11 protein-coding genes are annotated in these 14,399 nt (G+C 41.1%); 10 read left to right on the top strand and 1 reads right to left on the bottom strand.

All coding sequences use genetic code 11. The features are described 5' to 3' along the window. Positions 1 to 81: 81 nt before the first annotated feature. Complete coding sequence (locus B7695_RS00845; RefSeq protein WP_000051184.1) at positions 82 to 273, top strand: CsbD family protein; 192 nt, start codon at positions 82 to 84, stop codon at positions 271 to 273. Between the two features lie 46 nt (positions 274 to 319). Here the strand turns inward: B7695_RS00845 and B7695_RS00840 are convergent, their stop codons facing one another. Then, a complete protein-coding gene (locus B7695_RS00840) occupies positions 320 to 1,765 on the bottom strand; it encodes a UDP-N-acetylmuramoyl-L-alanyl-D-glutamate--L-lysine ligase (protein ID WP_084889339.1) in 1,446 nt (481 codons plus the stop codon). A gap of 105 nt (positions 1,766 to 1,870) precedes the next feature. On the opposite strand from B7695_RS00840, the gene B7695_RS00835 reads away from it, so the two are divergent. The 9 genes from B7695_RS00835 to murC all read left to right on the top strand — a co-directional run bounded on the left by B7695_RS00835 (position 1,871) and on the right by murC (position 14,399). Then, positions 1,871 to 3,496, top strand: coding sequence for a putative polysaccharide biosynthesis protein (locus tag B7695_RS00835; RefSeq protein ID WP_084889338.1), 1,626 nt, complete (start codon positions 1,871 to 1,873; stop codon positions 3,494 to 3,496). Between the two features lie 201 nt (positions 3,497 to 3,697). Then, on the top strand, positions 3,698 to 5,656 hold the full coding sequence (locus tag B7695_RS00830; protein ID WP_084889337.1) for a peptide ABC transporter substrate-binding protein: 1,959 nt from the start codon (positions 3,698 to 3,700) through the stop codon (positions 5,654 to 5,656). Positions 5,657 to 6,078: 422 nt separating this feature from the next. Then, positions 6,079 to 6,534 (top strand): hypothetical protein, encoded by a 456-nt coding sequence (locus B7695_RS00825; RefSeq protein WP_084889336.1) that lies wholly within the window; start codon positions 6,079 to 6,081, stop codon positions 6,532 to 6,534. 74 nt (positions 6,535 to 6,608) lie between these two features. Beyond that, on the top strand, positions 6,609 to 6,812 hold the full coding sequence (locus B7695_RS11315; protein WP_084889335.1) for a hypothetical protein: 204 nt from the start codon (positions 6,609 to 6,611) through the stop codon (positions 6,810 to 6,812). 117 nt (positions 6,813 to 6,929) lie between these two features. Next, positions 6,930 to 8,024 carry a cystathionine gamma-synthase gene (locus B7695_RS00815; protein WP_084889334.1) on the top strand — a complete coding sequence of 365 codons (1,095 nt, stop codon included), beginning with the start codon at positions 6,930 to 6,932 and terminating at the stop codon, positions 8,022 to 8,024. 7 nt (positions 8,025 to 8,031) lie between these two features. Beyond that, positions 8,032 to 9,198, top strand: a complete 1,167-nt coding sequence (locus tag B7695_RS00810; protein ID WP_084889333.1) for a MalY/PatB family protein — start codon at positions 8,032 to 8,034, stop codon at positions 9,196 to 9,198. A 92-nt stretch (positions 9,199 to 9,290) separates the two neighbouring features. Then, entirely contained in the window at positions 9,291 to 12,389 is a 3,099-nt protein-coding gene (locus B7695_RS00805) for a pilus expression-regulating Snf2 family helicase (RefSeq protein ID WP_084889332.1), read from the top strand. Between the two features lie 47 nt (positions 12,390 to 12,436). Beyond that, positions 12,437 to 13,054, top strand: coding sequence for a divisome accessory protein ZapJ (locus B7695_RS00800; RefSeq protein WP_084889331.1), 618 nt, complete (start codon positions 12,437 to 12,439; stop codon positions 13,052 to 13,054). Between the two features lie 10 nt (positions 13,055 to 13,064). Then, a complete protein-coding gene (murC, locus tag B7695_RS00795; RefSeq protein WP_084889330.1) occupies positions 13,065 to 14,399 on the top strand; it encodes a UDP-N-acetylmuramate--L-alanine ligase in 1,335 nt (444 codons plus the stop codon).

Here is a 14,399-nt window from a genome sequence, read left to right as displayed (position 1 = left end):
TGTTTGACTTTCCTTAGCATTCCGTATAAACTATATGTAACCGGTAACACATATCGGAATAAACCTAAAGGAGACAATCATATGTCACTTGAAAACAAATTGGAACAAGCAACAGGCGCTATCAAAGAAGGATTTGGTAAAGTTACTGGGGATAGCAAGACTGAAGCAGAAGGCGCTGTAGAAAAGACAGTTGCTAAGGCAAAAGAAGTAGTTGAAGATGCTAAAGGTGCTGTAGAAGGTGCCGTTGAAGGTTTGAAAAACGCTTTTAAATAAAGATAGAAAAAATCAAGGGTTTCATTTCCCTTGATTTTTTACTATCTTATAAATAATGTTCTGCGACGGCTGCATCTCCTGGATAGGCTTCTTTCTTGCCTTGAACGATTTGGTAGCAATCGGCTCCCTTACCAGCGATAATCACAGCATCTAATTCTTGACTTGTGATAGTCATCGCTGCCCTGATGGCTTCTTGCCGATCCGCAATTTTTTCAACAGAATGATTAATGTAGCTACTAATCTCATCTGCAATGGCCATTGGGTCTTCATAGTTGGGGTCATCAGCAGTCAGAAATACTTGAATCTCAGGATGTTGATTGAGGAGAAGTCCAAAGTCTTTGCGACGACTTTCTCCCTTATTTCCTGTCGAACCTAACACCAGAGCAATCTTTCCTGTTTGATGAGTCTCTACAACATTGATTAGTTTTTTGAGACTGTCACCATTGTGGGCGTAGTCAATGAAAACCTTAGCTCCGTTTTTCTGAGTGAGGACTTCCATACGACCAGGAACTCGGGTTGCAGCGATTCCTTTTTTGATGTCCTCAAGACTTGCTCCGAGACGGAGGCAAGCAAGTCCAGCAGCAACGGCATTTTCTTGGTTGAAGTGGCCAATGAGTTGGATATCATAATCTCCAGCGAGTTTACCCGTAGCTGAAAAACTAAAGGCTTTGGAATTCTCGATTTGGTTGCTCGACTGACTACCGTAGAAATCATGGTCTTGATCTGCCACTTGTTCTTTCAAGACAGAAAAGTGGTCCATGTCACTGTTAATGATGACTGCTCGGCTATTTTTCATCAAGAGACGCTTGTGGTAGAAGTAGTCTTCAAAGCTAGGGTGTTCAATAGGGCCGATATGGTCGGGGCTGATATTGAGGAAAACTCCCACATCAAAGGTTAGACCATAGACACGTTTGACCAGATAGGCCTGACTGGATACTTCCATGATGAGATGGGTACGGTCATTTTGCACAGCTTGATTCATCATGTCAAAGAGGTCGATGCTCTCAGGAGTTGTCAATGCAGACTTAAAGAAAGTCTTGCCATCTAGAGTTGTGTTCATGGTCGACAACATTGCAGGTCGATGCCCTTGAGATAAGATGTTGTAAGCGAAGTAGGCTGCTGTTGTCTTACCCTTAGTACCAGTAAAGGCAAGGAGTTTGAGTTTTTCCTGTGGATTGCCATAAAATTCCATAGCAATCAAACTCATGGCTTTCTTGATATCACTAACGATAATAGCAGGAATACCAACTTCATAGTCCTTTTCAGCCACATACCAACCGAGGCCTTGAGAGATGGCAGAAATCAGAAATTCCTTCTTAAAGGCAGCACCTTTGACGAAAAAGAGGCTCTTTTCTTTAGCCTTGCGACTGTCATAGCAGATGGTGTCAAATACGACATGGCTATAGTTGTAGTGATAGTGTCCTTGGTCGATAATCTCACGGAAGAGACCATCTTTCTTTAATATATCTAATACGGTTTCAATCTTAATCATACTTTCTATTGTAAACCGAAAGTCGCAAATTTACAAGTAACAAGGAAAAGTTTATAATGGAAGATAAGGAGTTTTTCCTAGTTATCAAAATTGAATGAGGAATCTATGTCGCACGAAAACAATCACCAGCAGGCCCAGATGTTACGGGGGACTGCTTGGTTAACGGCTAGTAACTTTATCAGTCGCCTGCTTGGGGCCATCTATATTATCCCTTGGTACATCTGGATGGGGTCTTATGCGGCTACGGCCAATGGTCTCTTTACCATGGGTTACAATATCTATGCTTGGTTCTTGCTGGTTTCAACAGCAGGGATTCCAGTTGCGGTGGCCAAGCAAGTTGCCAAGTATAATACCATGCGAGAAGAAGAGCATAGCTTTGCCCTGATTCGGAGCTTTTTAGGATTTATGACAGGACTAGGCCTCGTTTTTGCCCTAATCTTGTATGTCTTTGCTCCTTGGCTAGCAGATTTGTCGGGTGTAGGGAAAGACCTGATCCCAATCATGCAGAGCTTGGCTTGGGGAGTCTTGATTTTCCCATCTATGAGTGTTATCAGAGGTTTCTTCCAAGGGATGAATAACCTGAAACCTTATGCCATGAGCCAAATTGCTGAGCAGGTCATTCGTGTTATCTGGATGCTTCTAGCGACCTTTATCATTATGAAGCTCGGTTCAGGAGATTACCTAGCAGCCGTTACCCAATCGACCTTTGCGGCCTTTGTCGGCATGGTAGCTAGTTTTGCAGTTTTGATTTATTTCCTTGCTCAAGAAGGGTTACTCAAAAGAGTCTTTGAAACACGTGATAAGATTGATAGCAAACACCTGTTAATGGATACCATTAAGGAAGCCATTCCTTTTATCCTGACTGGGTCTGCCATCCAGCTCTTCCAGATTCTGGATCAGATGACCTTTATCAATAGTATGAGCTGGTTTACCAACTACAGCAATGAGGACTTGGTTGTCATGTTTTCTTATTTCTCAGCCAACCCAAATAAAATCACTATGATTTTGATTTCTGTTGGAGTTTCAATTGGGGGTGTCGGTTTGCCACTTTTGACGGAAAACTATGTCAAGGGGGACTTGAAGGCAGCTTCTCGTCTCGTTCAGGACAGCATTACCATGCTTTTTGTATTCCTGCTACCAGCAACGGTTGGAGTGGTTATGGTAGGAGAACCTCTTTATACAGTCTTTTATGGCAAACCAGATAGTTTGGCTATGGGCTTGTTTGTCTTTGCAGTTTTGCAGTCTACTATTTTAGGCTTGTACATGGTCTTGTCTCCAATGCTTCAGGCTATGTTCCGCAACCGCAAGGCCGTTCTCTATTTTATCTATGGTTTGATTGCCAAGCTAGTCTTGCAAATACCTACCATCGCCCTCTTCCACAGTTATGGTCCTTTGATTTCTACAACTATCGGTCTCATTATTCCTAACGTCTTGATGTATCGAGATATTTGTAAGGTAACAGGTGTCAAGCGTAAGGTGATTTTGAAGCGAACCATTTTAATCAGTTTGTTGACCTTTGTTATGTTCATCGGTGTAGGTGCCATCCAGTGGATTTTAGGATTTGTCTTCCAACCAAGTGGACGTTTGTGGAGCTTCCTTTATGTAGCTCTTGTCGGTGCCATGGGTGGAGGAGTATACGGAGTCATGAGTCTCCGTACCCGTTTATTGGATAAGGTGATTGGAAAAGCCCAAGCAGATCGCCTGCGAGCAAAATTAAAAATTTCTCAATAATTTTTTATAAATAAAAGGAATAATTTGAACATTTCTACCACGAAATGCTTGAATTATTCTCTTTTTTATTATTTTGTAGAATAATTCCTATAGTTTGTAGATGGTAATTTTATTTTTCTTAACTTTTACTTAAAAAACTATTGACTAAATAAAACTCAAGTTGTATAATAAGACAAATATTTAAATCAGGAGGTTCTGGAGATGAAAAAGTCTAAGGCCAAGTATGCAGCACTTGCAGGTGTCGTGTTAAGTGCAGGTATTTTGTTAAGTGCCTGTGGAAATTCTAGCACAGCATCAAAAACATACAATTATGTTTACTCAAGTGATCCATCTAGTTTGAACTATCTAGCAGAAAACCGTGCAACAACTACTGATATTGTGACCAATCTGGTAGATGGTCTCATGGAAAACGACCAATATGGTAACTATATTCCATCCTTGGCAGAGGATTGGAGTGTTTCTCAGGATGGTTTGACCTATACCTACAAACTGCGTAAAGATGCTAAATGGTATACTGCAGATGGAGATGAATATGCTCCTGTAACTGCCCAAGATTTTGTCACTGGTTTGAAATATGCGGTTGATAAAAAATCAGAAGCCTTGTACTTAGTGCAAGAATCCGTTGCTGGTTTAGATGACTATATCACTGGTAAAACAAGCGACTTTTCAACTGTCGGAATCAAGGCTCTTGATGACCAAACCGTTCAATATACCTTGGCACGACCAGAACCTTATTGGAACTCAAAAACAACCTCAACTATTCTCTTCCCAGTCAATGCGGATTTCTTGAAATCAAAAGGGGATGATTTTGGAACAGTTGATCCTTCAAGTATTTTGTACAATGGACCTTTCTTGATGAAATCCTTTGTTTCAAAATCTGTCATCGAATTCAAGAAAAATCCTAACTACTGGGATGCTAAAAATGTCTTTGTAGATGATGTGAAATTGGCCTATTATGATGGTAGTGACCAAGATGCACTGGCTCGTAACTTTGTAGAAGGTGCTTATAGCTACGCTCGTCTTTATCCAAATAGTTCGAGCTTTGAAGGGATTAAAGAAAAGAATAAGGACAATATCATTTATAGCATGCAAGATGCTACTTCTTACTTCTTAAACTTCAACTTAGATAGAAAATCTTATAAATTCACTTCCAAGACAAGTGATGCTGAGAAGAAATCGACTCAAGAAGCGGTTCTTAACAAAAACTTCCGTCAAGCCATTAATTTTGCCTATGACCGTACAGCCTACGGGGCTCAATCTCAGGGAGAAGATGGTGCAACTAAGATTTTGCGTAACTTGGTTGTTCCTCCAAACTTCGTAAGTATCAATGGAAAAGACTTTGGTGAAGTAGTAGCCTCTAAGATGGTCAATTATGGTAAGGAATGGCAAGGAATCAACTTTGCGGATGCTCAAGATCCATACTACAATCCAGAAAAAGCCAAAGCCAAATTTGCTGAAGCTAAGAAAGAATTAGAAGCTAAGGGTGTAACTTTCCCTATCCACTTAGATAAAACTATAGATTTGACCAATAAGGCTGAAATTCAAGGAATTAATTCTATGAAGCAATCAATCGAGTCTGTCTTAGGTGCTGAAAATGTTGTGATTGATGTTCACCAACTCTCTACTGAGGACTATAATAGTACAAGCTATTTGGCTCAGACTGCAGCTCAGAAGGATTACGATCTTTACAACGGTGGTTGGAGTCCAGACTATCAAGATCCTTCAACCTATCTTGACGTCTTTAACGTTAATTCTGGTGGTTTGATGCAAAATCTAGGTATAGAGCCAGGTGAAGCCAATGATAAAGCCAAGGCTGTTGGATTGGATGTCTACACTCAAATGTTGGAAGAAGCTAATAAGGAGCAAGATCCAGCTAAACGTTATGACAAATATGCGGATGCCCAAGCTTGGTTGGTGGATAGCTCTCTAGCAATTCCAAATGTTTCACTTGGTGGAACACCAACATTGAGAAAAATTGTTCCTTTCTCAACACCATATTCATTGGCTGGTAATAAAGGGGTTGAATCATATAAATACCTCAAATTACAAGATAAGACAGTTACAAAAGACGAATATGAAAAAGCCAAAGAAAAATGGCTGAAAGAAAAAGAAGAATCCAATAAAAAAGCCCAAGAAGAATTGGCAAAACATGTCAAATAAGGATTTTTCAAGAAAAAACGATGGTTTCGAAAGAAGCTGTCGTTTTTTAATAGAATGATGGCAAATTTGGAAGAAAAGTGCATATACTCAATGAAAATCAAAGAGCAAACTAGGAAGCTAGCCGCAGGCTGTACTTGAGTACGGCAAGGCGAAGCTGACGTGGTTTGAATTTGATTTTCGAAGAGTATTACATTTTTTAGATTGTTTATTAGATGTATGCTATAATGAATATAATAAAAACTTGTAAAAAACTATTTTCGAAAATCTACCCAGTGTTAACTGAAGTATACACAAGCTAGGATGATTTTATAGGAGGGATGCCGTCTACTGTAAAAGTAAGATAAAAAGCAATAATTGATAAGTTCTTCTTTAAGTGAAGAATTCTTAACGGGCTATTTAGTGATTTTTATGGAGGTAACATTATGGGCGCTATTATGGAGTTTGCGACAGAAAAACAGATTGTATCATTTCTTTCAACTTGTCGCATTGAAGGGCAAAAGAATTTTCTGATGGCCTTCAAGAAAAAGACATGGTTGAAATCCTTTATTGATTTTTTCATTATAGGCGGTTCCTACTATGTTCAGTCGAGTGTGAAGCCTAAGCTTATAGCATTCACAACTAAGGGAATCTACTTGATGGACATTAGTGATATAACTGAAAATCGTTCTAATCACGTCGTGGAGATGCCTTGGAATCAAGTTCAAGATTTTACTTATAAGAAAGTCTTGAATACAGTTAGGCTGAACTGGCACTATCAAAATGAAGACTATATTTTTGCCGTGGATGTCGGTCAGATTGGTCAGCGTGTGGGCCAATATCAATTTAACAAAGACCATTATGACTATTTAGCCCAACAGGATTTCTTTCAGTCAAAGTAAACACTAGCAATCATCGTCACAAAAGAATCTGGAAGCTTTTCTGGATTCTTTTTAGCTTTACTAGCTAGTACTCAATGAAAATCAAAGAGAAAACTAGGAAGCTAGCCGCAGGTTGCTCAAAACACTGTTTTGAGGTTGCAGATAGAACTGACGAAGTCAGCTCAAAACACTGTTTTGAGGTTGCAGATAGAACTGACGAAGTCAGCTCAAAACACTGTTTTGAGGTTGTGGATAGAACTGACGAAGTCAGTAACATATCTACGACAAGGCAACGCTGACATGGTTTGAATTTAGTATAAGTCTATAGTTTGAAACTATAACTAGCTCTTGAAAAGAAGAAAATGAGTTGATGAAAATAAGTGGTACAATAGTTACTATAGATTTGGAGGTATTGTATGAGCAAGGAATTACACATCAACACAATTTTGGCCCAGGCGGGTATCAAATCAGATGAAGCGACAGGTGCATTGGTGACACCGCTTCATTTTTCAACGACCTATCAGCATCCAGAGTTTGGTCGATCTACTGGGTTTGACTATACGCGCACCAAAAATCCAACTCGTAGTAAGGCTGAGGAAGTCTTGGCAGCTATTGAGTCCGCAGATTATGCCCTAGCGACTAGCTCAGGAATGTCAGCAATTGTATTGGCCTTTAGCGTCTTTCCAGTAGGTAGTAAGGTTTTAGCAGTGCGTGACCTTTATGGTGGTTCTTTCCGCTGGTTTAATCAAGTGGAGCAGGAAGGCCGTTTCCATTTTACCTATGCCAATACAGAAGAAGAGTTGATTGGCGAGTTGGAGAAGGATGTGGATGTTCTCTATATTGAAACCCCAACCAACCCTTTGATGTTGGAATTTGATATTGAAAAACTAGCAAAATTAGCTCATGCTAAGGGTGCCAAAGTGGTGGTGGACAATACCTTCTACAGCCCTATTTACCAACGTCCGATTGAAGATGGAGCAGATATGGTTCTTCATTCGGCAACCAAGTATCTAGCAGGTCACAATGATGTCTTGGCTGGAGTGGTTGTGACCAATAGTGTAGAACTATACGAAAAGCTTTTCTACAATCTCAATACGACAGGGGCAGTCTTGTCTCCATTTGACAGTTATCAATTGATTCGTGGTCTCAAGACCTTGTCTCTTCGTATGGAGCGCTCAACAGCTAACGCCCAAGAAGTGGTTGCCTTTTTGAAGGATTCTCCAGCAGTTAAGGAAGTGCTCTACACTGGTCGTGGAGGCATGATTTCCTTTAAAGTAGCGGATGAAACACGCATTCCTCATATTTTGAACAGCCTCAAGGTCTTCTCTTTTGCGGAAAGTTTAGGTGGGGTAGAAAGTCTTATTACTTATCCAACGACGCAAACTCACGCTGATATTCCAGCAGAAGTGCGCCATTCTTATGGTTTGACAGATGATCTCTTGCGCTTGTCAATTGGGATTGAGGATGCTAGAGATTTGATTGCAGATTTGCGCCAAGCCTTGGAAGGATAAGACAAAGATGGGAAAATATGATTTTACAAGCCAGCCCAATCGTTTAGGGCACCATACCTATAAATGGAAAGAAGCAGAAACGGATAGTGAAGTTCTACCAGCTTGGATAGCGGATATGGACTTTGTAGTCTTGCCTGAAATCCGCCAAGCCGTGCAGACTTACGCTGATCAACTGGTTTATGGCTATACCTATGCCAGTGATGATTTAATTAAGGAAGTTCAAAAGTGGGAAGCCACACAACACGGTTACCACTTTGACAAAGAGGCTCTTATCTTTATCGAGGGTGTGGTACCAGCCATCTCAACAGCTATTCAAGCTTTCACAAAAGAAGGCGAAGCGGTTCTGATTAACACACCTGTCTATCCACCCTTTGCTCGCAGTGTCAAGTTGAACAACCGTAGATTGATTACCAATTCTTTGGTGGAAAAGGATGGTCTGTTTGAGATTAACTTTGACCGACTTGAAAAGGATTTGGTGGAAGAGGATGTCAAACTTTATATTCTCTGCAACCCTCACAATCCTGGTGGACGTGTTTGGGAAAAAGAAGTCTTGGAGAAGATTGGTCAACTCTGCCAAAAACATGGTGTTTTCTTGGTTTCGGATGAGATTCACCAAGATTTGGCCCTCTTTGGTCACAAGCATCATTCCTTCAATACTGTCAACCCTGACTTTAAAGAATTTGCTATCGTCTTGACCAGTGCCACTAAAACCTTTAATATTGCTGGGACAAAAAATTCCTATGCAGTCATTGAAAATCCTAAGTTGAGACTGGCTTACCAGAAACGCCAGTTAGCCAATAACCAGCATGAAATTTCAGGTCTGGGTTATTTGGCGACAGAAGCTGCCTATCGATACGGTAAAGATTGGTTAGAGGAACTCAAGCAAGTCTTTGAAGACCACATCAATTATGTGGTGGATCTATTTGGAAAAGAGACTAAAATCAAGGTCATGAAACCGCAAGGAACCTACTTGATTTGGCTTGATTTTTCAGCCTATGACCTGACTGATGAAGCATTGCAAGAGCTGTTGAAAAATGAAGCCAAGGTTATCCTCAACCGTGGTTTGGATTTTGGGGAGGAAGGAAGTCTCCATGCCCGCCTCAATGTAGCCATGCCTAAATCCCTGCTGCAAGAAGTTTGTCAGCGGATTGTGACGACTTTTGCCAAACGTTAAAAATCCAGCCTTCTAGGAGAAAAGTCATCCTAGAAGGCTATTTTCATAGGGGAAAATATGGTATAATAAAAAGATAAGGTAAAGGTAAAAATATGGCTAAATTGATTCCGGGGAAAGTCCGTATCGAAGGCGTTGCCCTTTATGAAACTGGTAAGGTTGACATCATCAAGGAAAAGAACAATCGGCTCTACGCTCGCGTTGCAGAAGAAGAACTGCGCTATAGTTTAGAGGATGATTTGGTTTTTTGTGCCTGCGATTTTTTCCAAAAGAGGGGCTACTGTGTGCATTTGGCGGCGCTGGAGCATTTTTTAAAAAATGATGAGCGTGGTCAGGAAATCTTGCAGAGTCTAGAAGAAGGTCATGAAGAAAAAGAGGCCGTTGAAACCAAGGTGACCTTGGGTGGTAAATTTTTGGACCGAATCTTGCCTCCAAAAGCAGAACGTGCCTATGAATTATCGGCTGTGGGGCAAGTGGAAGCAGGAACCAATCATATCTTGTGGACCCTGAGAATTGGGCAAATCAATAGCCAAAAATACTATGTCATTCGGGATATTCCACTCTTTTTAAGGATTGTCGAGCAGAGAAAGTCGTATATGATTGGCAAGACTTATGAGGAATCCTTGTCTTGGGAATCCTTTGATGAGGCCAGCCAAGAACTTCTGACTTTCTTGCGTGGACTGATGGAGGAAGGACAGGCTCCAGACCTCTTTTTCCAAAACCAGGGTCGGCACCTCTTTTTCCCTCTGACTTTTTTTGAGCAGGGTGTGAATTTACTGATGACCTTGCCGCATTTTCAATTTGACCATCAAGTGGATAGTTACCAAACCCTGCTTTTTCAGGATATGAATGCGGATGCCAATCTCTTTGCCTTTACAGTAACAGAATACTCGGATTATTTTGAAATGGAAATCAGTGAGAGTCCTAGGGTCAATGTCTTTTATCAGGGAGCTGTGCTTTTCCATAAAGGACAGGTTTATTTTCTAACAGACCAGCAGATACGTCTTCTTAAGGAAATCAAAGCGCTACCTGTGGATCAACATGGGAAGAAATACCTGCAATTTGATAGTAGTGACCGAGATAAGTTAGCTTCCTGTCTAACGCTCTTTAGCCAGATGGGGATCGTTTCAGCTCCTGAACGTTTACAAATTAAATCCTTTGAACCCTCTTTTTACTTTGACAGGGAAGAGGATAATCGAATTCGTTTAGAAATCCAGTTTGATTATGGAGATAGACAGGTATCTAGCCGACAAGAGTTAGAAGAATTGCCATTTTCGAGTGATGCTGACTTAGAAGAAAGAATTTTCCAAGTCTGTTTGGCAGCTGGTTTTGAAGCAGACTTTCAATCTTGGCGTCAGGCCTTAAAAGCGGAGTCTGTCTATCATTTCTTCCACGAAATCATTCCTGTCTTTGAAAAACTCGGGCATGTTGACCTATCAGACAAGGTAGAAGAACTCTATAACCTAGCAAGCCCTCAAGTGCAGATTACTTCCAAGGGAGGTCTCTTGGAAATTCAGTTTGATTTTCAAGATATTGCTCAGGAGGAAATCGATCAAGCCATGCAGGCCTTGGTTGATAATCAAGATTTTTACATTGATTCGTCTAACCAAGTCTACTTTTTTGATGAAGAAACCAAGAAAATTCGCCAAAATCTACAGGAACTGGGGCAGTTTGAATTAAAAGATGGGACCTTGCAGGCTCGGAAATCCTTGGCCTACAGTTTAGCTCATCTTTTTGAGGGGCGTGACCGTGTTTCTTTTTCACAGGAATTCCAGAATTTGGCCCATGATTTGACGCATCCAGAGGACTTCCCTAGACAAGCAACTCAGGTTCAGGCTGACTTACGAGATTATCAGGAAAAGGGAATCGGCTGGTTGCAAATGCTCCATCATTATGGTTTTGGTGGGATTTTGGCTGATGATATGGGACTTGGTAAAACCCTTCAGACCATTGCTTTTTTGACCAGTCAAGTGACAAAAGAAAGTAGGGTCTTGATTTTAGCACCGTCAGGTTTGATTTATAACTGGGCAGATGAATTTCAGAAATTTGCCCCACAGTTGGATGTGGCTGTTGTTCATGGTTTGAAAGCTAGTCGTGAAGAGATTCTTGCTGAGAGCCATCAAATCTATGTGACGAGCTATGCTACCTTCCGTCAGGACAGTGAGCTTTATCAAGGGATGTCCTTTGACTTCCTTTTCTTAGATGAGGCTCAGGTCATGAAAAATGCCCAGACTAAGATCGCTCAGACCTTGAGACAATTTGTGGTGCCATCAGTCTTTGCCTTGTCAGGAACTCCTATTGAAAATCATTTGGGTGAGTTGTGGTCTATTTTTCAAATCGTCATGCCAGGACTTTTGCCAAGCAAGAAAGAATTTATGAAATTACCAGCAGAGCGAGTGGCTCAGTTTATCAAGCCTTTCGTTATGAGGCGCAAGAAAGAAGAAGTTCTGACTGAATTACCAGACTTGATTGAAGTAGTTTATAAGAATGAACTGGAAGACCAGCAAAAGGCTATCTATCTAGCCCAGTTGCAACAGATGCGTGACCGTCTGGCTCAAGTGTCAGATCAGGAATTTCAGCGAAGTCGTGTGGAAATCTTGTCTGGTTTGATGCGCTTGCGTCAAATCTGTGACACTCCGGCCCTCTTTATGGAAGATTATCAGGGAGCCAGTGGCAAACTGGATAGTCTCCGAGACCTGCTACTACAGGTGGCAGACGGTGGACACCGTGTCTTGATTTTCTCTCAGTTCAAGGGAATGTTGGAGAAAATTGAACAAGAATTGCCAGACTTGGGCATGACATCCTTTAAAATTACGGGTTCAACCCCAGCCAAGGAAAGACAAGATATGACCAAGGCTTTTAACCAAGGAGAAAGAGATGCCTTTCTGATTTCCCTTAAGGCAGGTGGTGTCGGCCTGAATTTGACAGGTGCTGATACGGTTATCTTGGTTGACCTTTGGTGGAATCCTGCGGTGGAGGCGCAAGCCATTGGCCGTGCCCATCGGATGGGTCAGGAAGAAACGGTTGAGGTCTATCGCTTGGTAACCAAGGGAACTATTGAAGAAAAAATTCAGGAACTCCAAGAACAGAAGAAACATCTGGTGTCACAAGTATTGGATGGAACAGAGTCACGTGGCAGTCTGACCCTAGCAGAAATTAGAGAAATTTTGGGAATTTCTGAAGCCAGCACTTGAAAAATCAAGACAATACGCTATAATGAAGTGTTGAAAGGAAATAGAAAATGAAACAAGAACGATTTCCATTGGTGTCAGATGACGAGGTCATGTTGACTGAAATGCCAGTCATGAACTTGTATGATGAGTCTGATCTGATCAGTAATATCAAGGGTGAGTATCGAGATAAAAATTATTTAGAATGGGCTCCTATTGCTGAAGAGGCGCCAGTAAAACCGATTGAAAAGCAAGTAGAGAAACCTAAAAAGGCTCCTTTAGGAGTTAAAAAAGAAGGAAAGAGCTATGCGGAGGTGGCGCGTGAAGAAGCGCGTGCAGACTTGAAAAAGAAACGCTCTGCTAACTATCTAACTCAGGATTTCAGCCGTACGAGACGTCATTCTAAATCAGGCCTTGTTAGACAGGGCAATCAACCGACAGCGCCTTTCCAAAAGGAAAATCCTGGTGAATTTGTCAAATATAGCCAAAAATTGACCCAGTCTCATTATATCTTGGCGGAAGAAGTTCATTCTATCCCTACCAAGAATGAAGAAGTGTCAGCACTTGCTCCAAAGAAAAACAACTATGATTTTCTAAAGAAGAGCCAAATCTACAATAAAAAAAGTAAACAAACAGAACAAGAACATCGGGTTGCACAAGAGTTGAATCTGACAAGAATTACAGAATAGGGGAGGAAACATGTCAAAGACATATCATTTTATCGGAATTAAGGGATCAGGGATGAGTGCCTTAGCCTTGATGTTGCACCAAATGGGGCATAAGGTACAGGGATCAGATGTTGAAAAGTACTACTTTACTCAACGTGGTCTTGAGCAGGCAGGAATTACCATTCTTCCTTTTGATGAAAAGAATCTAGACGGTGATATGGAAATTATCGCTGGAAATGCCTTCCGTCCAGATAACAACGTCGAAATTGCCTATGCAGACCAAAATGGTATCAGCTACAAACGCTATCATGAATTTCTAGGTAGCTTTATGCGTGACTTTGTTAGCATGGGAGTAGCTGGAGCACATGGAAAAACTTCAACGACAGGTATGTTGTCTCATGTCTTGTCTCACATTACAGATACCAGCTTCTTGATTGGAGATGGGACAGGTCGTGGTTCGGCCAATGCCAAATATTTTGTCTTTGAATCTGACGAATATGAGCGCCATTTCATGCCTTACCACCCAGAATACTCTATTATCACCAACATTGACTTTGACCATCCAGACTATTTCACAAGTCTCGAGGATGTTTTCAATGCCTTTAACGACTATGCTAAACAAATCACCAAGGGTCTTTTTGTCTATGGTGAAGATGCAGAATTGCGTAAAATTACGTCTGATGCACCAATTTATTATTATGGTTTTGAAGCAGAAGGTAATGACTTTGTAGCTAGTGAGCTTCTTCGTTCAACAACTGGTTCAACCTTCACCGTTCATTTTCGTGGACAAGAATTGGGTCAATTCCACATCCCAACCTTTGGTCGCCACAATATCATGAATGCAACGGCCGTTATTGCTCTTCTTTACACAGCAGGATTTGATTTGAACTTGGTGCGTGAGCACTTGAAAACATTTGCCGGTGTTAAACGTCGTTTCACTGAGAAAATTGTCAATGATACAGTTATTATCGATGACTTTGCCCACCATCCAACAGAAATTATTGCGACCTTGGATGCAGCTCGTCAGAAATACCCAAGCAAGGAAATTGTAGCAGTCTTCCAACCGCATACCTTTACAAGAACCATTGCCTTGTTGGACGAATTTGCTCACGCTTTGAATCAAGCAGATGCAGTTTACTTAGCTCAAATCTATGGATCTGCTCGTGAAGTAGACCATGGTGATGTTAAGGTAGAAGACCTAGCCCAAAAAATCAACAAAAAACACCAAGTGATCACTGTTGAAAATGTTTCTCCACTCCTTGACCATGACAATGCTGTCTATGTCTTTATGGGAGCAGGAGACATCCAAACCTATGAATACTCATTTGAGCGTCTCTTGTCAAACTTGACAAGCAATGTTCAGTAG

The sequence above is a fragment of the Streptococcus mitis genome (assembly GCF_002096845.1).
GTDB lineage: Bacteria > Bacillota > Bacilli > Lactobacillales > Streptococcaceae > Streptococcus > Streptococcus mitis_A.
This window is presented reverse-complemented; position numbering and strand designations above follow the sequence as displayed.